Annotated in this window: 19 protein-coding genes, 3 tRNA genes and 1 pseudogene; 4 read left to right on the forward strand and 19 right to left on the reverse strand. The window is 69.9% G+C overall.

Annotated elements, in window-relative coordinates:
* Nucleotides 1-50: 50 nt before the first annotated feature.
* The 7 genes from rplJ to AB0N16_RS09595 form a co-directional block, all read right to left on the reverse strand.
* Nucleotides 51-581 (reverse strand): 50S ribosomal protein L10, encoded by a 531-nt coding sequence (rplJ, locus tag AB0N16_RS09565; protein WP_351748947.1) that lies wholly within the window; start codon nucleotides 579-581, stop codon nucleotides 51-53.
* A gap of 488 nt (nucleotides 582-1,069) precedes the next feature.
* Nucleotides 1,070-1,927: a hypothetical protein gene (locus tag AB0N16_RS09570; protein ID WP_365794775.1), complete on the reverse strand. Its 858-nt coding sequence runs from the start codon at nucleotides 1,925-1,927 to the stop codon at nucleotides 1,070-1,072.
* Between the two features lie 316 nt (nucleotides 1,928-2,243).
* Nucleotides 2,244-2,969 carry a 50S ribosomal protein L1 gene (gene rplA / locus AB0N16_RS09575; protein WP_365794777.1) on the reverse strand — a complete coding sequence of 242 codons (726 nt, stop codon included), beginning with the start codon at nucleotides 2,967-2,969 and terminating at the stop codon, nucleotides 2,244-2,246.
* 81 nt (nucleotides 2,970-3,050) lie between these two features.
* Nucleotides 3,051-3,485, reverse strand: coding sequence for a 50S ribosomal protein L11 (gene rplK, locus AB0N16_RS09580; RefSeq protein ID WP_037858373.1), 435 nt, complete (start codon nucleotides 3,483-3,485; stop codon nucleotides 3,051-3,053).
* A gap of 236 nt (nucleotides 3,486-3,721) precedes the next feature.
* Complete coding sequence (gene nusG / locus AB0N16_RS09585) at nucleotides 3,722-4,606, reverse strand: transcription termination/antitermination protein NusG (RefSeq protein ID WP_365794780.1); 885 nt, start codon at nucleotides 4,604-4,606, stop codon at nucleotides 3,722-3,724.
* A gap of 80 nt (nucleotides 4,607-4,686) precedes the next feature.
* Nucleotides 4,687-4,974, reverse strand: coding sequence for a preprotein translocase subunit SecE (gene secE / locus AB0N16_RS09590; protein WP_053661906.1), 288 nt, complete (start codon nucleotides 4,972-4,974; stop codon nucleotides 4,687-4,689).
* 108 nt (nucleotides 4,975-5,082) lie between these two features.
* A tRNA-Trp gene (locus AB0N16_RS09595) sits at nucleotides 5,083-5,155 on the reverse strand.
* Between the two features lie 262 nt (nucleotides 5,156-5,417).
* On the opposite strand from AB0N16_RS09595, the gene AB0N16_RS09600 reads away from it, so the two are divergent.
* Together AB0N16_RS09600 and AB0N16_RS09605 are read left to right on the forward strand one after the other, a co-directional pair.
* Nucleotides 5,418-6,644 (forward strand): pyridoxal phosphate-dependent aminotransferase, encoded by a 1,227-nt coding sequence (locus AB0N16_RS09600; RefSeq protein ID WP_365794782.1) that lies wholly within the window; start codon nucleotides 5,418-5,420, stop codon nucleotides 6,642-6,644.
* A gap of 179 nt (nucleotides 6,645-6,823) precedes the next feature.
* Nucleotides 6,824-7,864 carry an adenosine deaminase gene (locus AB0N16_RS09605; RefSeq protein WP_365794784.1) on the forward strand — a complete coding sequence of 347 codons (1,041 nt, stop codon included), beginning with the start codon at nucleotides 6,824-6,826 and terminating at the stop codon, nucleotides 7,862-7,864.
* A 188-nt stretch (nucleotides 7,865-8,052) separates the two neighbouring features.
* Here the strand turns inward: AB0N16_RS09605 and AB0N16_RS09610 are convergent, their stop codons facing one another.
* The 10 genes and pseudogenes from AB0N16_RS09610 to AB0N16_RS09655 all read right to left on the reverse strand — a co-directional run bounded on the left by AB0N16_RS09610 (nucleotide 8,053) and on the right by AB0N16_RS09655 (nucleotide 13,893).
* Entirely contained in the window at nucleotides 8,053-8,721 is a 669-nt protein-coding gene (locus tag AB0N16_RS09610; RefSeq protein ID WP_365794786.1) for a hypothetical protein, read from the reverse strand.
* A gap of 18 nt (nucleotides 8,722-8,739) precedes the next feature.
* Nucleotides 8,740-8,916: pseudogene (locus tag AB0N16_RS09615) on the reverse strand (TetR/AcrR family transcriptional regulator); the annotation flags it as partial.
* A 3-nt stretch (nucleotides 8,917-8,919) separates the two neighbouring features.
* Nucleotides 8,920-9,975, reverse strand: a complete 1,056-nt coding sequence (locus AB0N16_RS09620; RefSeq protein WP_365794788.1) for a UDP-N-acetylmuramate dehydrogenase — start codon at nucleotides 9,973-9,975, stop codon at nucleotides 8,920-8,922.
* A 113-nt stretch (nucleotides 9,976-10,088) separates the two neighbouring features.
* Nucleotides 10,089-11,537 carry an MFS transporter gene (locus AB0N16_RS09625; RefSeq protein WP_365794790.1) on the reverse strand — a complete coding sequence of 483 codons (1,449 nt, stop codon included), beginning with the start codon at nucleotides 11,535-11,537 and terminating at the stop codon, nucleotides 10,089-10,091.
* 94 nt (nucleotides 11,538-11,631) lie between these two features.
* Nucleotides 11,632-12,213: a TetR/AcrR family transcriptional regulator gene (locus tag AB0N16_RS09630; protein WP_365794791.1), complete on the reverse strand. Its 582-nt coding sequence runs from the start codon at nucleotides 12,211-12,213 to the stop codon at nucleotides 11,632-11,634.
* 218 nt (nucleotides 12,214-12,431) lie between these two features.
* Nucleotides 12,432-12,860: a MaoC family dehydratase gene (locus AB0N16_RS09635; RefSeq protein ID WP_365794793.1), complete on the reverse strand. Its 429-nt coding sequence runs from the start codon at nucleotides 12,858-12,860 to the stop codon at nucleotides 12,432-12,434.
* Nucleotides 12,861-12,867: 7 nt separating this feature from the next.
* Nucleotides 12,868-13,332, reverse strand: a complete 465-nt coding sequence (locus tag AB0N16_RS09640; protein WP_365794795.1) for a MaoC family dehydratase N-terminal domain-containing protein — start codon at nucleotides 13,330-13,332, stop codon at nucleotides 12,868-12,870.
* Nucleotides 13,333-13,449: 117 nt separating this feature from the next.
* Nucleotides 13,450-13,614: a 50S ribosomal protein L33 gene (gene rpmG, locus AB0N16_RS09645; protein WP_003948671.1), complete on the reverse strand. Its 165-nt coding sequence runs from the start codon at nucleotides 13,612-13,614 to the stop codon at nucleotides 13,450-13,452.
* Between the two features lie 89 nt (nucleotides 13,615-13,703).
* A tRNA-Met gene (locus AB0N16_RS09650) sits at nucleotides 13,704-13,776 on the reverse strand.
* Nucleotides 13,777-13,820: 44 nt separating this feature from the next.
* Nucleotides 13,821-13,893: transfer RNA gene (locus AB0N16_RS09655), tRNA-Thr, on the reverse strand.
* A gap of 265 nt (nucleotides 13,894-14,158) precedes the next feature.
* Here AB0N16_RS09655 and AB0N16_RS09660 point away from each other — a divergent pair.
* Both AB0N16_RS09660 and AB0N16_RS09665 read left to right on the forward strand, forming a co-directional pair.
* Nucleotides 14,159-15,427: a hydrolase gene (locus AB0N16_RS09660; protein ID WP_365794797.1), complete on the forward strand. Its 1,269-nt coding sequence runs from the start codon at nucleotides 14,159-14,161 to the stop codon at nucleotides 15,425-15,427.
* Nucleotides 15,428-15,837: 410 nt separating this feature from the next.
* The gene (locus AB0N16_RS09665; protein ID WP_365794799.1) at nucleotides 15,838-16,494 is read left to right on the forward strand and encodes an SDR family oxidoreductase; all 657 of its coding nucleotides are present in this window, start codon (nucleotides 15,838-15,840) and stop codon (nucleotides 16,492-16,494) included.
* Between the two features lie 69 nt (nucleotides 16,495-16,563).
* Here AB0N16_RS09665 and AB0N16_RS09670 read toward each other — a convergent pair whose 3' ends face one another.
* Both AB0N16_RS09670 and AB0N16_RS09675 read right to left on the reverse strand, forming a co-directional pair.
* Nucleotides 16,564-16,776 (reverse strand): hypothetical protein, encoded by a 213-nt coding sequence (locus tag AB0N16_RS09670; protein WP_365794801.1) that lies wholly within the window; start codon nucleotides 16,774-16,776, stop codon nucleotides 16,564-16,566.
* A gap of 617 nt (nucleotides 16,777-17,393) precedes the next feature.
* On the reverse strand, nucleotides 17,394-17,900 hold the full coding sequence (locus tag AB0N16_RS09675) for a lactococcin 972 family bacteriocin (protein WP_365794803.1): 507 nt from the start codon (nucleotides 17,898-17,900) through the stop codon (nucleotides 17,394-17,396).
* Nucleotides 17,901-18,953: the final 1,053 nt, after the last annotated feature.

The raw sequence follows: 18,953 nt of genomic DNA on the forward strand, positions 1-18,953 counted from the left end.
GGATCGCTTGGGACGGCGAGCCTCAGGCGGCGGTCATTTCGGGGGCCGAATTACTCGGCACCGCCCTGCTCGTCCTGCTTGGCACGGAGCGCGTCCACGGTGCGGACGAGCTTCGAGGGAAGCGCCTGGAAGAGCTGAGCAGTCTGCGTCTGCTTGCCCTTCATGGCGCCCGCCAGCTTGGCGAGCAGAACCTCGCGGGACTCGAGGTCCGCAAGCTTCTTGATCTCGTCGGCGGACAGCGCCTTGCCGTCAAGGACACCGCCCTTGATGACGAGGTTCGGGTTGTCCTTGGCGAAGTCACGAAGACCCTTCGCCGACTCCACCGGGTCACCGGTGACGAAGGCGACCGCCGTCGGACCGTTGAACAGGTCGTCGAGCGTCGAGATCCCGGCCTCGTTGGCCGCAATCTTGGTCAGCGTGTTCTTCACCACGGCGTACTGGGCGTTCTCACCGAGCGAACGGCGCAGCGTCTTGAGCTGCGCCACGGTGAGACCCCGGTACTCGGTCAGCACGGCGGCGTTCGAGCTGCGGAACTGCTCCGTCAGCTCGGCTACCGCGGCAGCCTTGTCGGGCCTTGCCATAGAGCGTCGGCCTCCTTCCGGGTGATGAGGACCGCTCAGAAGGGGCTGAGAAAACGAAACGCCCCGGCGCAGGCGCACGGGGCGTAGCTCGACCGAACACACACACCTGAGCATGTGTCCCGGGAGCATTTCCACAGTCACCTGCGCGGGTCGTCCGCGGTTCAGCGGATCCTTCGGCCACCGCACACTCTTACGAGCACACGGCAACGACCAGCGGTCTTTGGCTTCGTTAGGAGCGTACGGGACCGGTGCACTGTCAAGCAAATCGGCTCCGCCCGGGCGCTCCTGGGCGGCCCTGGAGGCTCTCTCGGCGCTCTCTTGGCGCTCTCTCGGCGCTCCTTGGCGCTCCTTGGCGCTCTCTCGGCGCTCCTTGGCGCTCCTTGGCGCTCTCTCGGCGCTCCTTGGCGCTCCTTGGCACTCCTCGGCGCTCCTTGGCGCTCCTTGGCACTCCTTGCCGCTGCTTGCCGCTGCTTGCCGGTCCTTGCCGCTCAGGAGACGGTGCCGCCTTGTTTCCTCAGCAGCGTCCGGAAGTCCTCGGTGTCGCCGGCCGGGGGCTGCTCGGCGGTGACCCGCACGCCGTAGTCGCTGTAGTAGGCGGTCTGGGTCATCGCGCCGTTCGCCGTGGCGGCCTCCTCGACCTTCTTGACCAGCAGGTCCTTGTCGTCGACCCAGATGTCGACGGTCTCGGTGCCGACGCCGGCCCGGGTGAGCTGGTTGCGCAGCTCGCTCTCGCCGCTCAGGTCGGAGACGCTCACCGTGCCCGAGTAGTGGGTGGTGTGCACGCCGGAGACCTGCTCCTCGCCCGTCCTGTGCACGTCCGCGGAGGCGAGCAGCAGCCGTACCGACTGGTCGGGCGTGGTGTTGCGCATCAGGTCGGTCACCATCGCGCCCGAGCCGCCGCCCAGGGTGGCGAGGTAGTCGTACCGGTACTTGATCCAGTGCTTGCCGCCCAGCTGCCGGGCGAAGGCGGGACCGACCTTGGCGTAGTAGGCGTCCCGGAGGTACCGGGTCTCCAGGGACGTGGAGTCGAGCCGGCGCATCAGGTCGGCGGTGCTGCCGCCGGTGTAGGTGATGCTGAGCGTGCCGGTGAGGCCGTCCGTCCAGCCGAGGGTGCCCTCGGCCCTGGTGGACATCAGGGAGCCCAGCGCCGTGGTGGAGCGGACCCGCACCGACCGGGCCCGGTGCGTGGACCGCTCGGCGGAGCGGAGGGCGGTCATGGCGCGGGCCTGGTGGGCGGTGCCGCCCTCGGCGTCCGGGGCCGCCGAGGAGGTACAGGCGGCCACCCCGGTCAGCGCGGTCGCCACCGCGAACGCCAGGGCCACCCGGCGCACACCCGACCTCGTCATCTCGGCCCACCCCCATACGAGTCCCGCACCCCCGACGCTAACCCAGGCCACTGACAGCCGCGGCCGAAGTCGGTCAAGGGAGGGGCGGCGTCCGCGGAAAGCAGGGTGGGCCCCACGACCGAAGGCCAGGCGGGACCCGCGCCCGAAGGCCAGGCGGCACCCGCACCCGAAGAGCGGGCGGGAGGGGCGCCCGAGAGCGCGGCGGACGGGTCGGGCCCGCGGCGGAAAACGGGGCGGGCCCCGCAACCCTCTCGGATTGCGGGGCCCGTCCTGTTGCTGACGCGTCCCTGACGCGGCTGCCGGACCGAGCGCGGGCTCAGACGGCGGCCGGGTCCTCCTCGGTGAGGAGGTTGCGGGTGCGGTTCGGGTCCACCGGGATGCCGGGGCCCATGGTGGTGCTGACCGCGGCCTTCTTGATGTAGCGGCCCTTGGCGGCGGACGGCTTCAGACGGAGGATCTCCTCCAGCGCGGCGCCGTAGTTCTCCACCAGCTTGTCGTCCTCGAAGGACGTCTTGCCGATGATGAAGTGCAGGTTCGAGTGCTTGTCGACGCGGAACTCGATCTTGCCGCCCTTGATCTCGGTCACAGCCTTGGCGGTGTCCGGGGTCACGGTGCCGGTCTTCGGGTTCGGCATCAGACCACGCGGGCCGAGGACGCGACCGAGGCGGCCGACCTTGCCCATGAGGTCCGGGGTGGCGACGACGGCGTCGAAGTCCAGACGGCCCTTCGCCACCTCGTCGATCAGCTCGTCGGAGCCGACGATGTCGGCGCCCGCGGCACGCGCGGCCTCGGCACGGTCACCGGTCGCGAAGACCAGGACCCGGGCGGTCTTACCGGTGCCGTGCGGGAGGTTCACGGTGCCACGGACCATCTGGTCGGCCTTGCGCGGGTCGACACCCAGGCGGAAGGCGACCTCGACGGTGCCGTCGAACTTGGTCGTGGAGGTCTCCTTGGCGAGACGGACGGCCTCGAGCGGGGCGTACAGCTTCTCCCGGTCGATCTTCTCGTCCGCAGCGCGAAGGGCCTTGCTGCGCTTGCTCACAACTTGCTCCTGTGGGTTCTGAAGGAGTCGTGGTGTACGGGCCGAGCAGGCCCTACCACGGTGGTTCTACGAAGGTGGGGTTCAGCCCTCGACCGTGATGCCCATGGAGCGGGCGGTGCCGGCGATGATCTTCGACGCGGCGTCCAGGTCGTTGGCGTTGAGGTCGGGCAGCTTGGTCTGGGCGATCTCGCGGACCTGCGCCTCGGTGATCTTGGCGACCTTGGTCTTGTGCGGCTCGCCGGAGCCCTTCTCGACACCAGCGGCCTTGAGGATCATCTTCGCGGCCGGCGGGGTCTTGGTGACGAAGGTGAAGGAACGGTCCTCGTAGACCGTGATCTCCACCGGGATGACCCAACCGCGCTGCGACTCGGTCGCGGCGTTGTAGGCCTTGCAGAACTCCATGATGTTGACGCCGTGCTGACCGAGCGCGGGGCCGACCGGCGGAGCCGGGTTCGCCGCACCGGCGTTGATCTGGAGCTTGATAAGCCCCGTGACCTTCTTCTTCTTGGGAGGCATAGCTCTCCGGGTCCTTTCCATTCGGGTCCTGCCCACACCCGGGGACCACCCGGACACAGGCATACCGCACAACGATAACGGGTATGGATGCGCGGCCAAAAACGAGGAGGTCAGGGAGCTCCCTCCGGAGCCGGCCCTGACCTGTCCTTCTTAGGGGCGCGGAGCCGCATTGATATGCGGCTCCGCCGCGCGGGCGCGAACAAGCCCCAGCGACCCGCGGTCGACGAACGACCGACTCAGTTCTTCTGAATCTGATCGAACGAAAGCTCGACAGGCGTCTCACGCCCGAAGATCTCCACCAGACCCTTGACCTTCTTGGAGTCGGGGTTGATCTCGTTGATCGTCGCCTGCAGCGTGGCGAACGGACCGTCGGTCACCGTCACCGAGTCGCCCACCTCGAAGTCCAGCACCTGGACCTCGACCTTGCGCTGCGGCGCCGGCTTGCCCTCGGCCTCCGCCGCCTCACGCGCCGCCTTCTCCTCGGCCTCCGGCGCGAGCATCTTGACGATCTCGTCCAGGGTCAGCGGGTAGGGGTCGTAGGCGTTGCCGACGAAGCCGGTGACACCCGGGGTGTTGCGGACGACACCCCAGGACTCGTTCGTCAGGTCCATGCGGACGAGCACGTAACCGGGCAGCTTGTTCTGCTTGATGGTCTTGCGGTCGCCGTTCTTGATCTGGACGACCTCTTCCTGCGGCACCTCGGCCTGGAAGATGTAGTCCTCGACGTTCAGCGAGACGGCGCGCTGCTCGAGGTTGGTCTTCACGCGGTTCTCGTAGCCGGCGTAGGTGTGGATGACGTACCACTCGCCCGGCAGCAGCCGCAGTTCCTCGCGGAGCGCCTGGACGGGGTCGACCGGCTCCGCGGGCTCTTCCTCGGCGGCCTCTTCGACCTCGTCGGTGTCTTCCGCGGCAGCCGCGTCGGCGTCTTCCGCGTCGACATCCTCGTCCTCGTCCTCGACGTGGACCGCGGCCTCCTCGGCCGGCTCCCCCAGTTCGGCCTCGGCAGCCTCGAACTCGTCCTGCTCGTCCGCGCCCTCGACGATGTCGAGCTCGTCGTCGACCGTCTCGGCCGCCTGCCCACGGGGCTCGGTGGCGTCGTCGTTCAGGTTCGGGTCAGACACGATGGCTGCTTCTTCCTGGATACATAGGGGTGGAACATGCGAAAAGGGGCGCCGGTACCACGGCGCCCTTCGCTCTGTGCTCAGCCGAAGACGTACTTGGCAGCGTGGTTGAGTCCATAGTCAATCACGGTCACCAGAGCGATCATGATGGCGACGAAGAAGATCACCACGGTGGTGTACGACGTCAGCTGGTTACGAGTCGGCCAGACGACCTTGCGGAGCTCCGCGACGATCTGGCGGTAGAAGGTGGCAAGGCGCTTCAGCGGACCCTTCTTGGCACGCTTACCGCCCTTGCGGGCCTTCTTCTTGGACTCCGACACCTCGTCCTGGGCATCAGGCGTATCGATGGAGCCCACGGCGTCCGTCATTCATCCTCACCTGATCCCGGGTCGTGGCCGTGCCGCGCCCGGTTCCTGAGCCGCACGGCGGTGCAATGCTTGTACGTACATGCGCACACATCCTGGCGGTGTGTGTAGCAGGGCCGGAGGGACTTGAACCCCCAACCGCCGGTTTTGGAGACCGGTGCTCTACCAATTGAGCTACGACCCTTTGCTGTGTCCCCCAACGTACCGCATCCGGCCGAGTGCTCGGAGTGCACCCGCTCGGTCGCGCCTGCTGAAGGCCAACGAGGAGAGAGTGTACGTGGTCCACGGCGCCGCGTCGAACAGAAAGCGGCAGTCCGGGGCGACCGCACGGAAGATCGTCCTGGCCGGGGGCGGGATCCGCACGCTTGTTCACGGTCTGGCCCGTGGTTGTTCAGTCTGTGAAACCGGCGTGCCGGGCAGGTTTCCGGTCTGAAACGATGGGCCCCATGAGCGCTGCAACCCCTCCCACCGAGCGCCGGGTCTCCGCCCGAGTCGGCGCGATCTCCGAGTCCGCCACCCTCGCCGTGGACGCCAAGGCCAAGGCCCTGAAGGCCGCCGGGCGCCCGGTGATCGGCTTCGGCGCCGGTGAGCCCGACTTCCCGACCCCGGACTACATCGTCGACGCCGCGATCGAGGCCTGCAAGAACCCGAAGTACCACCGGTACACGCCGGCCGGCGGTCTGCCCGAGCTGAAGGCCGCGATCGCCGCGAAGACGCTGCGCGACTCCGGCTACGAAGTGGACGCGAGCCAGGTCCTCGTCACCAACGGCGGCAAGCAGGCGATCTACGAGGCCTTCGCCGCGATCCTGGACCCGGGCGACGAGGTGATCGTTCCCGCCCCGTACTGGACGACGTACCCGGAGTCGATCCGTCTCGCCGGCGGTGTGCCGGTGGAGGTGGTCGCGGACGAGACGACCGGCTACCGCGTCTCCGTGGAGCAGCTGGAGGCGGCGCGCACGGAGAAGACGAAGGTCGTGCTCTTCGTCTCCCCGTCCAACCCCACCGGCGCGGTCTACAGCGAGGCCGAGACCGAGGCGATCGGCCGCTGGGCCGTCGAGCACGGCCTGTGGGTGCTGACCGACGAGATCTACGAGCACCTCGTCTACGGGGACGCGAAGTTCACCTCGCTGCCGGCGATCCTGCCCGAACTGCGCGACAAGTGCATCGTCGTCAACGGTGTCGCCAAGACGTACGCGATGACGGGCTGGCGGGTCGGCTGGGTCATCGGCCCCAAGGACGTCGTCAAGGCGGCCACCAACCTCCAGTCGCACGCCACCTCGAACGTCTCCAACGTGGCGCAGGTCGCCGCCCTGGCCGCCGTCTCCGGCGACCTGGAGGCCGTGGCGAAGATGCGCGAGGCCTTCGACCGGCGCCGCAGGACCATCGTGCGGATGCTCAACGAGATCGACGGCGTGGTCTGCCCGGAGCCCGAGGGCGCCTTCTACGTGTACCCGTCGGTCAAGGCGCTGCTCGGCAAGGAGATCCGCGGCAAGCGCCCGGCCTCCTCGGTGGAGCTGGCCGGGCTGATCCTGGAGGAGGCCGAGGTCGCGGTCGTACCCGGCGAGGCCTTCGGCACGCCCGGCTACCTGCGGCTGTCGTACGCGCTCGGTGACGAGGACCTCGCCGAGGGCGTGAGCCGGATGCAGAAGCTGCTCGCGGAAGCCCAGGACTGACGTCTTCCACGAAGGTGCGCAGCACGCGCGCGTGCGGGCCGTCTCCCTCCGGGGAGGCGGCCCGCACGCGTGTGGCCGTTCACGTGAGCCGCCTACGGATGCCCGTTCTCGTGTGCGAGCAAGGCCACTAACGGGGAATCGGCTACCGGTACGGCGGCCGCGTACGGCAGGATCCTGGAATGGAGCACGTACGTGATGTCTCTGAGCTGCCGAAGGCTCATCTGCATCTGCACTTCACCGGTTCGATGCGGCCGGCAACCGTCCTGGAGCTGGCCGACAAGTACGGCGTACGCCTCCCCGAGGCGCTCACCGATGCCCTGACCAGCGGCGAACCACCGAGACTACGGGCCACCGACGAACGCGGCTGGTTCCGTTTCCAGCGGCTGTACGACGCTGCGCGCTCCTGTCTGAGAGAGCCCGAGGACATCCGGCGCCTGGTCCGGGAGGCCGCCGAGGAGGACATCAGGGACGGCTCGGGCTGGCTGGAGATCCAGGTGGACCCGACGTCGTACGCGCCGCTCCTGGGCGGGCTGATCCCGGCGCTGGAGATCATCCTGGACGCGGTGGAGACGACGTCAAGGGAGACGGGCCTCGGGATGCGCGTCCTGGTGGCCGCGAACCGTATGAAGCACCCTCTGGACGCACGCACGCTCGCGCGGCTGGCCGTGCGGTACGCGGACCGGGGTGTGGTCGGCTTCGGGCTCTCGAACGACGAGCGGCGCGGCATGGCGCGGGACTTCGACCGGGCGTTCCACATCGCCCGCGAGGGCGGCCTGCTGGCGGCCCCGCACGGCGGCGAGCTGACCGGCCCGGCGTCGGTGCGGGACTGCCTGGACGACCTGCACGCCTCCCGGATCGGGCACGGCGTGCGGGCGGCGGAGGACCCGAGGCTGCTCAAGCGCCTCTCGGACCGGGGCATCACCTGCGAGGTGTGCCCGGCCTCCAACGTGGCGCTGGGCGTGTACGAGAAGCCCGAGGACGTCCCGTTGCGCACCCTCTTCGAGGCGGGCGTCCCGATGGCGCTCGGCGCCGACGACCCGCTCCTGTTCGGCTCCCGCCTGGCCGCCCAGTACGACATCGCGCGCGTGCATCACGGTTTCACGGACGCCGAACTCGCGGAGCTGGCCCGGCAGTCGGTACGGGGTTCGGCGGCGCCGGAGGACGTGAAGTCGAAACTGCTGGCGGGCGTCGACGAGTGGCTCACCGCGCCGGTGTCCTGATCGGGTTCTCGGGGTCTTCGAGGGTTCGGGGTCTTCGGGGGTCCGGGGTCTTCCGGGGCCGGGGTCTTCGGGGGTCCGGGGTCTTCCGGGGTCCGGGGACTTCGGGGGTCCGGGGACTGCGGGGGTCCGGGGACTTCGGGGGTCCGGGGTCTTCCGGGGCCGGGGTCTTCGGGGGTCCGGGGTCTTCGTCAGGGCCTGCGGAACTGGGTGTACGGCGGGTACGCCTTGAAGCAGACCAGCACCTCGACGGGGTGCCCGCCGCCGGGCGGCTGTCGCAGGCCCCACAGCCCCGACAGCAGTGCCGAGTGTCCCTCGGCCACCCGCTTCTGCCGGGGCCCCCAGCCGGCCGTGTAGGCCAGGGACATGGCGGCCTCGGCGAAGACGTCCCGGGTGCCGAAGAGGAAGAAGGTGTTCGCGTGGGTGGTGTGCCGTAGCTCGTCCCGGCGGTCGCGGTACCGCTGCCGTGCGCGCCAGGCGGCGGCGTCCCGCGCGGTGCGCGCCTCGTCGGTGCGGACGGTGAGCGGGCTGCCGCCCTGCCGCAGCCGCCTGCGCAGCCCGGGCCACTGCGAGGCGCGCAGGCCCAGCGAGCCGTGGGCCAGGACGAGATCGACGAGTGGTCCCTGCCCCTCGTCGGGCGGCACCCCGTCCCGCAGTGGCACATGGACGATCGTGTGCGGTGAGTGGGCGGCGAACGAGAACAGCCCGGCGAGCCGGTTGAGCCCGTCGTGGTCGCCCATGAGCGTGCCGACGGGCGCGGGCCGGCGCAGGGAGGTGTGGCGCAGGGGCTGCCGGGGCTGGACGACGCGGTGCTCGTGCGGACCGGTGCGGGGCCGGAACTCGCTGAGTCTCAGCCGCATACGGAGTGCCTCATGGCATCAGGGTCGCGGGCGGTCGGGTTCCTCGGCAACGGAGATTCCGGCGAGCAGGGTGCGGACGAGCCGGGCGGCGAACGTGTCCACCGGCGGGCGTCGGCCGGTCGGGGTGGCCTCGAAGGCGAAGACGCGCTGGGCGCAGGCGCCGAGCAGCCGGGAGGCGGCGGCGAAGGTGTACGACCGCTACAGGCTCACGCCCACGGTCACCGGCTCGTTGACGAGCGTCACACCGAACGCCTCGTGGACACCGGCGACAACCTCACGGGCCAGCGCCAGCAGATCCTCGGTCGTGGCCCCGCCCCGGTTGGTCAGCGCCAGCGTGTGCTTGGTGGAGATCCGGGCCGGCCCGCTGCCGTACCCCTTGCCGAACCCGGCCTTGTCGATCAGCCAGGCCGCCGAGGTCTTGGTACGCCCCTGGCCTGCCGGGTAGGCGGGCGGCTCGGCCTCGTCCCCGAGTCGCTCTCGCACGCGCGCGTGGAAGTCCGCGAGCTGCTCGTCCGTGAGGATCGGGTTGGTGAAGAAGGACCCCGCCGACCAGGTGTCGTGGTCCTCGGGGTCGAGCACCATGCCTTTTCCGGCGCGCAGTTCGAGCACGGCCTCGCGTACGCGGGCCAGCGGCGCCCGGTCTTCCTGCGCCACTCCGAGCGCCCGCGCGGTCTCGGCGTACCGCACCGGCGCCGACAGCCCGGCCGCGTCCTCCAGCCCGAAGCGCACGCGCAGGACGACAAAGCGCTCGGGGTCGGCCTTGAACCGGCTGTGCCGGTACGAGAACGCGCACTCCTCGTTGGCCAGCGTCACCGTCTCGCCGGCCCGCCGGTCATAGGCGACGACCTCGGTGATGGTCGAGGAGACCTCCTGGCCGTACGCCCCGACGTTCTGGATCGGCGTGGCGCCCGCGGACCCCGGGATTCCGGCGAGGCACTCGATGCCCGCGAGGCCCGCCTCGACGGTACGGGCGACCGCGTCGGTCCAGACCTCGCCGGCCGCCAGCTCCAGCGTCGTACCGCGTGCTTCGAAGCCGGTGGTGGCGATGCGCAGGGCGGTGCCGTCGAAGCCCTTGTCGCCGATGACCAGGTTCGAGCCGCCGCCGATGACCAGCAGCGGGGTGCCGCTGTCGTCGGCCTCGCGGACGGCGGCGATCACCTCGGCGTCGGTGGTCGCGGTGACCAGCCGGGTGGCGGGGCCGCCGAGCCGGAAGGTGGTGAGGGGGGCGAGGGGGGCGTCGTGGAGTTCCTGCACGCGCCCAAGACTACGAGACGTCACCGGCACTCCCTCCGTGCTGTACCCGTCACGAGCCGCACGCGCGCGTGGGGCCCCGTCCACCGGAGACGGGGCCCCACGCGCGCGTGCCGTCAGCTGCCGACGGCCTCCAGAGCCGGGGCGGGCTCCCCCTCGGTCACCGTCCGGGCGGCGCGTCGCCGGCCGGGGATGAGCAGGGCGGCGATCCCGGCGAGGGCGACCACCGCCGAGCCGGTGACCAGGGCGGGCCGCAGCCCGTCCACGAAGCTCTGGGCGCTCTCGTAGCCGCCCTGGGCGGCGAAGATGGACGACATGACGGCGATACCGAGCGCGCCGCCGACCTCGCGCAGCGCGTTGTTGGCGCCGGAGGCGATGCCCTGTTCCTGCGGGCGCACGGCGGACATCACGAGGTTGGCGGCCGGGGCGAAGTACAGCGCCATGCCGATGCCGCTGATGATCAGACCGGGCAGCTGGACACCGTAGGAGGCGTGGGCGGTGACGACCGAGGCCATGTAGCCGAGCCCGGCGGCCTGCAGGAAGAGTCCGGCGGCGGCGACCGGGCGGCCGCCTATCCGGTCGGAGAGGATCCCGGCGATCGGTGCGACGAGCATCGGCATGCCGGTCCAGGGCAGCATCCTGAGGCCCGCCTCGGTGGGCGAGTAGCCGAGGACGCCCTGCATGTACTGGCTGAGCAGGAAGATCGAGCCGAACATCCCGAGGAACATCAGCAGGCTGGCCGCGTTGATCCCGGAGAAGGCGCGGGACCGGAACAGCCGCATCGGCAGCATGGGGTTCTTGGCGCGGCTGCCGTGGATGACGAAGCCGACGAGCAGGGCGCCGCCCGCGAACAGCCCGGTGAGCACGAGGGAGCTGGTCCAGCCGTCCGCGGGGCCGCGCACCAGGCCGTAGACGATCCCGAAGAGACCGCCGCTGGCGAGCAGGGTGCCGGGGAAGTCGAGCGGGGCGCCGGTGCCGTGGGACTCGGCGAGACGGAGACGGGCGAGCGGCAGCAGGACGAGACCGAGCGGGACGTTCAGCCAGAAGATCCAATGCCAGGACACGTGTTCGGTGAGGCTGCCGCCGATGAGCGGCCCGGAGGCGACCGCGAGCCCGTTGACGGCGCCCCAGATGCCGTACGCCATCCCGCGCCTGGCCTCGGGCACGGCCGCCGTCAGCAGGGTGAGAGTCAGCGGCATCATCACGGCCGCGCCGACTCCCTGCACCGCGCGGGCGGCGATCAGTGAGTCGATGCCCGGCGCCATGGCCGCGGCGGCGGAGGCGGCGGTGAAGAGGGTGACTCCGGCGAGGAAGAGCCGGCGGCGGCCGAAGCGGTCGCCGAGGGCCGCGCCGAACATCAGCAGGACGGCGAAGGTGAGCGTGTAGGCGCTCACGGTCCATTCGAGGTCGTCCAGGGCACCACCGAGATCCTTGCGGATGGACGGCAGTGCGGTGGTGACGACGAGGTTGTCGAGGGCCGCCATGAATCCGGCGACGCTGGTGATGACGAGCGCCCATACGACGCTCCCTTTGCGTGCGGTCTGCTGTGCGGTCTGCTGTGACATCGCTCCCCCAGAGCGTGTTGCAAGAGTTGATTAGTTATGAGTCACTAACTTCTGCGCCCGCGAAAGGGCCCGGACCAGGAAGGGCGGACCCCTCTCAGCCGTCGCCGCACCCTTCCAGCCGCCCGGTGGCCCCGGCGTCCGCATACATCCCCTGCCAGACCCGGTGCCCGGGCGGAAACCCCATGGCCGCATAGGTGTTGATGAGCATTCCTTTGGCCAGGAAGGTCGTGGTGCGGTCGACGTCGGCCCCCGAGAGCAGATGGACGGTGTCCCACAGCCGCCCCCAGCCGGCCCGCACGAGCTCGCCGAACTCGTGCTCGCCTTCCGCCTCGGCCGCCGCGACCGTGATGTACGTCTGCATCTGCATCTGGAGCCGCTCCGGCCGCTCCTGGATGAGCCGCACGTACGCGTCACCCATGGCATGCAGGGCCTCTTCGCCCCGCAACCCCTCGGCAACCTTCTCGAAGAGCTCGCGCATGTCGTCGATGCAGCGCTCCGAGGCGGCGGCGAAGATCGCCTTCTTGCCCGGGAAGAGCCGGAAGAGGTAGGGCTGCGACACCCCGACCCGCTTGGCGATCGCCTCGGTGGAGGTGCCGTAGTAGCCCCTCTGCGAGAACTCCGCGATCGCCGCGCGGACGACGCTCTCGCGCCGCTCCTCAGCACTCATCCTGACCATGCGGATAAGTTAGTACTCAATCACTAACCAAGTCAAGGGGCGGGAACGCAGACCGGGAACGCGCACCGGGAACGCCCTCTCCTCGCGGGCCGTTTCGTGGGTAGGGGCCGCACACGCGTAAGGGGCGCCCCGCAACGGCGAGCGCCCCTTACCAAAGACCCGCCGGCCTCAGCCCAGCCGTACGCCGCCGGCCTCAGCCCAGCCGTACGCCGCCGGGCTCAGCCCAGCCGTACGACCGCCCGCGACATGCCCAGCACCTTCTGCCCGGCGCTGGTCGCCGTCAGGTCGACGCGCACGGTGTTGTCGTCGAGCTTGGCCGCGACCTTGCCGCTGACCTCGATCAGGGCGCCCTGGTCGTCGTTCGGGACGACGACGGGCCGGGTGAAGCGCACGCCGTACTCGGTCACCGCGCCCGGGTCGCCGGTCCAGTCGGTGACCACGCGGATCGCCTCGGCCATGGTGAACATGCCGTGCGCGATGACGTCCGGCAGGCCCACCTCCTTGGCGAACTTCTCGTTCCAGTGGATGGGGTTGAAGTCCCCGGAGGCGCCCGCGTACCGCACCAGCGTGGCACGGGTCACGGGGAAGGTCTGGGCGGGCAGTTCGGTGCCGACCTCGACGTCCTCGTACGCGATCTTCGACGTCATCGGATCCTCACGCCTCGCCTTCTGCGGCGTCCGCGGCGCGGGCCACCAGCTTGGTCAGGGCGCTCACCACGAGCTCGCCCCCCTCGTCGTGGACGTCGCCGCGGATGTCGATGACGTCGTTGCCCGCGAGGGACTTGACGGCCTCGATCGTCGAGACGACGGTCAGCCGGTCGCCGGCACGCACCGGACGCCGGTACGCGAACTTCTGGTCGCCGTGCACCACCCGGCTGTAGTCCAGGCCCAGCTGGGGGTCCTGGACGACCTGCCCGGCCGCCCGGAAAGTGATCGAGAAGACAAAGGTCGGCGGGGCGATCACATCGGAATAGCCGAGCGCCTTGGCGGCCTCCGGGTCCGAGTACACGGGGTTGGTGTCGCCGACCGCCTCGGCGAACTCACGGATCTTCTCCCGCCCCACCTCGTAGGGCTCGGTGGGTGGATAGGTCCGTCCCACGAAGGACTGGTCGAGCGCCATTGGCCCGGCACCTCCTGATGTCTGCTGTGATGCCCCACAAACTAGCGGGAAAGCCATCTGCCGAAACGCCGTGAGGCCGCCCCCGAGCCGGGGACGGCCTCACGAACGAGCCTGTTGTTATCGCGTTTCGCGGTGCGCAGTGTGCGCGTTGCAACGCGGGCAGTGCTTCTTCATCTCAAGACGGTCCGGGTTGTTACGCCGGTTCTTCTTGGTGATGTAGTTCCGCTCCTTGCACTCCACGCAGGCCAGCGTGATCTTCGGGCGGACGTCGGTGGCAGCCACGTGAGTGCTCCTAAGACGAACGGATGGACTGATTCAACACAAAAAGAGTAGCCGATCGAAGGACCGACCCCACAATCGGCTACTGTCAGTAGCGGTGACCGGACTTGAACCGGTGACACAGCGATTATGAGCCGCTTGCTCTACCGACTGAGCTACACCGCTTTGATGAGATCAGTCCCGCCTCGCGACGGGACCTCTCACACCAGAGCCCCAATACGGAATCGAACCGTAGACCTTCTCCTTACCATGGAGACGCTCTGCCGACTGAGCTATTGGGGCGAGCGATGAAGACATTACACGCTCGGCCGCCGTTCACCCAAATCCGTTTCCCACCGCCCCACCGGGCCCCTTCCGCCCGGCTCACGGCGGCCTCCCGGGCCCCTCCCGACGCTTCCCACGCGCGCGTACCGAACCGCTCCCGACCGGTCCGACGACGCCGGTACGACTATTGCGCTCCTCCCCGCCGCACGCGGCTCGCCACCCTAGGCTCGACTCACTCTGCGTGATCTTGAGTCCCCGCCCGGACCGACCTTCCTGGAGCGCGATGCCCGACAGCCAGCCGCAGCCGCACTCGTCGTCGTCCAACTCCCCGGGCTCCTCGGGACAGTCCGAGCCGACCGGGCTCCTGCTGTGCGGGGCAAGGCTCACCGACGGCCGGACCGTGGACGTACGGCTGGGCGGCGCGCGCATCGAGGCGGTCGGTACGGCCGGCAGCCTGGCTCCGGGTCCGGCCCGCGCGGGCGGCGCGCGCGTGGACCTGAGCGGCTACCTGCTCCTCCCGGCCCCGGCCGAACCCCACGGCCACGGCGACACCGCGCTCTCCGCCGATCGCGACGGCCCCGTCTCGTACGACCCCGACGACGTCCAGCGGCGCGCCACCGAGGCCGTCCTGCTGCAACTCGGCCACGGCGCGACGGCGGTACGCGCGCACGTGCGCGTGGGCGACGTCCAGGGGCTGGCCGCCCTTGCCGCCGTTCTCCAGGCGCGCCGCTCGCTGCGCGGGCTCGCGGAACTGACGGCGGTCGCGATGCCGCGCGTGCTGACCGGGGTGGCCGGCGCCGAGGGGCTCGCGATACTGCGGGACGCCGCGAAGATGGGCGCGTCCGTGCTGGGCGGCTGCCCCGACCTGGACCCCGACCCCACGGGCTACGCGGAGGCCGTTCTGGAGGTGGCCTCCGAGCACGGCTGCCCGGTCGATCTGCACACGGACGCCGTCGACCCGGCCCGGCTGGCGAGGCTCGCGGCGATGGCAGGTGGCATGCGCCCCGGCGTGACGCTCGGCCCGTGCGCCGGGCTCGCACGCCTGCCCGCCGAGGCGGCCGCCCGGGTCGCGGACCAGCTCGCCGCGGCCGGCGTCACGGTGGTGTGCCTGCCTCAGGGCGGCTGCGGCTCCGTCGACCGCCGCGGCACGGCCCCGGTACGGCTGCTGCGCGCCGCCGGGGTACGGGTCGCCGCCGGTAGCGGCGCCCTGCGCGACCTGTCGAACCCCGTCGGCCGGGGCGACCCCCTGGAGGCGGCCTACCTCCTGGCCTCCCGCCACGGCCTGCGCCCCGAGGACGCCTACGACACCGTGAGCGCCTCCTCCCGGGCCGCACTGGGCCTTCCCGAGGTCCGCGTCGAGGCCGGCTTCCCCGCCGAGCTACTCGCCGTACGCGGCGACCACCTGGCCGGCGCCCTCTCCCTCGCCTACAGCCGGATCGTGGTGCACCGGGGGCGCGTGGTGGCACGCACGAGCGCGGTCCGCGAGTACTGCAACTCGGCGGCGACAGCGGAGCTGGGCCTGCCTCGGCAGGGGCGGGGCGAGGTGTCCTGAGGGGGTGCCCGGGGCGGAGGCACGGGGCGCGTGACGAGGGAGTGCGAGCGGGCGCCGGGGCGGAGTGACGGGCTCGCGGGGGTGGCCGTGCGCGGGGGTGCGCGGCGCGGAAGCGGGCGCGGGCGGCGCGGCCGGCGCGGAAGCGGGCGCGGTCGGTGGGAGGGCTCGGTCGGTGGGAAGGGCGCGCGGCGGCGGGTGCGGGCAGGCGACGGCGCCTCGTGGGCGCTGGGGCGCGCGTTCGGGAGCGTGGGCGCCGGTGTGCGGATGAGTGCGCGGGGGCGCGCGGTGCGAAGGAGTGTGTCCGCAGAGAAGGCTCGAAGCCTGCAGGGCGCTTCTCGGGACCTACGCGGGCGCGTGGGGCGCGTGAAGTCGTGCAGCGGATGCGGGGCTTCGGGCGTACGGTCGGAAACATGCGCATTGTCATCGCTGGTGGTCATGGTCAGATCGCGCTGCGGTTGGAGCGACTGCTCTCCGCGCGTGGGGACGAGGTCGCGGGAATCATCCGGAAGGCCGAGCAGAGCGACGATCTGCGGGCGGCCGGTGCCGAACCGGTGCTGCTCGACCTGGAGTCGGCGTCGGTCGAGGATGTCGCGGCGCATCTGCAGGGAGCGGACGCAGCGGTGTTCGCGGCGGGCGCGGGCCCGGGCAGCGGCACCGCCCGCAAGGAGACGGTGGACAAGGGCGCGGCGGTGTTGTTCGTGGAGGCGGCCGTGCGCGCGGGCGTGCGCCGTTTCGTGGTCGTCTCGGCGATGGGCGCGGACCCTGCGCACCAGGGCGACGAGGTCTTCGACGTGTACCTGCGGGCCAAGGGCGAGGCCGACGCGTACGTCGCCCGGCAGAGTGCCCTGGACTGGACGATCCTGCGCCCCGGTTCGCTGACGAACGAGCCGGGCAAGGGCCTGGTGCGTCTGGAGGCACACACGGGCCCGGGTTCGGTCACGCGCGACGACGTGGCCGCCGTACTTGCGGAGTTGGTGGACACGTCGGCGACGGCAGGCCTGACCCTGGAGCTGATCGGCGGTTCGACGCCGGTCACGGTGGCCGTGAAGTCGGTGGCCGGGAACTGAACGCACCGGGACCGGCCCGCCATCCCGGCCGTTGGGACTTGTGACGGGGACGACGGCCGGGCGGGCTCCTCAGAACAGCGACAGCTGTCCGGGAAAGTCCGGCACGGTGTAGCCGTCCAAGGATGGCTGGTCCGCCCCGAGTTGGGCCTGCCGCCGCGAGCCGGAGCAGGAGACCAGGTCGCCGGTCTCCCGCGCCCCGGGCGGGTCGTGCCGCGCGAAGCGCCCCGCGACGACGGCGATTTCACGGCGGCACACCGGACAGGTTCTGCGTCGGGAGGACATGTGCCCAGTGTGCCCCGGGGCGGGGCCCACATATCGGGAGCCGTGGGGCTCCTGGAGCGCCTGATCCGAGCGTCCCCGAGGCCGGTGGTGCGGGCGCCGACGGTGCGCCCGTGACGCCCGGCCGGTTACGAGGGCCTGCTCCACGGGGCGGCGACGGCGCCGGGACGCAGGTGCGTTCAGGCGCCCTCGGTTCGACGCGCCTCCGTCTTCTCGCACGCTTTCGGAAGCGGCCACTTCGCCCCCGCTGTGGGGCACGTCACGCCTCCGCTCGACGTTGCCCATGGCACAACGAAGAGACCCCCTCCGGTCTGTGCTTCCACAGTTTGGAGGGGGTCTTTCCCAATGCGGCGGCGCCAGGATTCGAACCTGGGAAGGCGAAGCCGACAGATTTGCAGCGGCCCGATCCTGCTGTCAGTCCGGCCGGGATGCTGACACTCAGATCTTTCAACAGATAACCGCGAGTGCGCAGGAGTGCGCGATTTCTCTTCCCCATCCAGCAACTGGCTCAGAATTGGAGGGGCGCCACTCCGGCACTGCGCGGGCAGCCGGCAGAGCCGAGTGGCGCACCAACGTACCCCACTATCGAGGGGTTACCGCCTGAGTGCGGGGACCGGAACCTACTTGATGCTGTAGTAGGTTTCGCAGGTGTAGGCAGCACCCGCCGTGCGGTGGGCATTGGAGTAGTCGTTGGCTGCCACCCAACCACTGTCGACCGTCCCGCCGGCAATCTTCACCGACGACTTGTGGACCTTGTCGTGGTGGTAGTAGTTCGAGTAGCAGTACTTACCGGACGTGTTCAGGTAATAGCCGTAGCACCAATTTCCACCACTGGCAGGGACACAGGCCTCTGACATCGGCGAAACGGTGTTCGCCGAAGCCGCCACCTTGATCGTCGCCACACCCCACACAGAGGGGTTGCCCAGCTCGGCGGGCGCCTTCGTGCCGTCACCACGCTTATGGAAGGCGATCTGGCCAACCGTGGAACCATCCGCGGCAACGACAGTGCCGTGCGCGGTAACGGTCGCAGCCTGAGGGCTGTCTGCGGCGGCCGGCGTGGCAAAGCTGCATACTGCGACTACCAGACTCGCAAAGCCGAGAGCGAGCGATCTACCGGATATTCTCACGAGATTTCCTTCCTCCCCAACTCCCCCGTAGGAGTTGCTTAGTGATCTTCAGCCAGGAAATGACGGTAGTCAACAGCTCCTAAAAGGCTGTCCGAAAACACCCCGCCTGTTTCATGAGCCCTATGGGCTTAACTCCAGACTTTCACGCAATGCCACATTTCAGATGGGGATCGCCCGAAAAAGGCTGCCTGTTTTCTGAACTATGTAGATTTACCGCAGACTTGCGCGCAATGCCCTGTTTCGTGTGGTGGTCGAAACGTGATGGGCGCCCCTGGCCTGCAGCAATAGAGGTACGGGGCCAACCGAGAACGAGCCGGAAGGGTCCATCAGCTCACTGATGGACCCTTCCGGCTCGTTGGCGGCGACATGGCGGCACTTATCAGCCACAGAACCGCCATCTACCACACGATCAAGGCGCTGACCTGCGATGTAGTGGCGCGACGGACGCGGCGGATCCCCCCGAGGAGAAAGAGAACGAAAGAGTGGCCGCCTTGGCCCGCCCCAAGATGCTCAACCTCCCCGAAGTCCTCGAAGAAATCGAGATGAGCCGCGCCGCGTTCTACCGAGTGCGGCACTGGCACCCGCGAAAGTCACGGAAGAACTATGCCGACGCGCTGGCGGATATCACACCAGCACTCGTGAAGGCGAAGACCGGAATACCCACCCCGGCAGTTCTGCGACGCGCCCGCTACGGATGGGCGTACAGCCGGAACCGTCGGAACGAGGTCCCGCCGGACGATGTGGCCGGCGCCCCGCATGGTTCGCCAAGCACCCCATCCCGGTCTCCCCCCTGAAGAACCAGCGACCCTCCACCTTGGACCTGGACGCTCTCTCCCTGCGACTGAACAGGGAGGAGGCGTCACCGCCTACAGCGAAGCGAATGCGGGCGTGCCTGAGCGACGTTCAGAGACTCGGCGTCGAAGAGCAGTACTTCAGCAGTCAGTTGAGGCGAGGGACCCCGAGTGCGTCGCCAGTCCCCACCAGGTGCGAGCAGTGCCGGCGGGCGTACGCGAGCAGGGGTCAGGCCGGGCGGCATCTGGAAGTGCCACCTCC

The sequence above is a fragment of the Streptomyces sp. NPDC051105 genome (genome assembly GCF_040682795.1).
Lineage (GTDB): Bacteria > Actinomycetota > Actinomycetes > Streptomycetales > Streptomycetaceae > Streptomyces.

Excerpts from the sequence above, each read along its gene's own strand:
- rplJ (WP_351748947.1), bottom strand. The coding sequence starts at position 581 with ATGGCAAGGCCCGACAAGGCTGCCGCGGTAGCCGAGCTGACGGAGCAG.
- AB0N16_RS09570 (WP_365794775.1), bottom strand. The coding sequence starts at position 1,927 with ATGACGAGGTCGGGTGTGCGCCGGGTGGCCCTGGCGTTCGCGGTGGCG.
- rplK (WP_037858373.1), bottom strand. The coding sequence starts at position 3,485 with ATGCCTCCCAAGAAGAAGAAGGTCACGGGGCTTATCAAGCTCCAGATC.
- secE (WP_053661906.1), bottom strand. The coding sequence starts at position 4,974 with ATGACGGACGCCGTGGGCTCCATCGATACGCCTGATGCCCAGGACGAG.
- AB0N16_RS09600 (WP_365794782.1), top strand. The coding sequence starts at position 5,418 with ATGAGCGCTGCAACCCCTCCCACCGAGCGCCGGGTCTCCGCCCGAGTC.
- AB0N16_RS09605 (WP_365794784.1), top strand. The coding sequence starts at position 6,824 with ATGGAGCACGTACGTGATGTCTCTGAGCTGCCGAAGGCTCATCTGCAT.
- AB0N16_RS09610 (WP_365794786.1), bottom strand. The coding sequence starts at position 8,721 with ATGCGGCTGAGACTCAGCGAGTTCCGGCCCCGCACCGGTCCGCACGAG.
- AB0N16_RS09625 (WP_365794790.1), bottom strand. The coding sequence starts at position 11,537 with ATGTCACAGCAGACCGCACAGCAGACCGCACGCAAAGGGAGCGTCGTA.
- AB0N16_RS09630 (WP_365794791.1), bottom strand. The coding sequence starts at position 12,213 with ATGGTCAGGATGAGTGCTGAGGAGCGGCGCGAGAGCGTCGTCCGCGCG.
- AB0N16_RS09635 (WP_365794793.1), bottom strand. The coding sequence starts at position 12,860 with ATGACGTCGAAGATCGCGTACGAGGACGTCGAGGTCGGCACCGAACTG.
- AB0N16_RS09640 (WP_365794795.1), bottom strand. The coding sequence starts at position 13,332 with ATGGCGCTCGACCAGTCCTTCGTGGGACGGACCTATCCACCCACCGAG.
- AB0N16_RS09660 (WP_365794797.1), top strand. The coding sequence starts at position 14,159 with ATGCCCGACAGCCAGCCGCAGCCGCACTCGTCGTCGTCCAACTCCCCG.
- AB0N16_RS09665 (WP_365794799.1), top strand. The coding sequence starts at position 15,838 with ATGCGCATTGTCATCGCTGGTGGTCATGGTCAGATCGCGCTGCGGTTG.
- AB0N16_RS09670 (WP_365794801.1), bottom strand. The coding sequence starts at position 16,776 with ATGTCCTCCCGACGCAGAACCTGTCCGGTGTGCCGCCGTGAAATCGCC.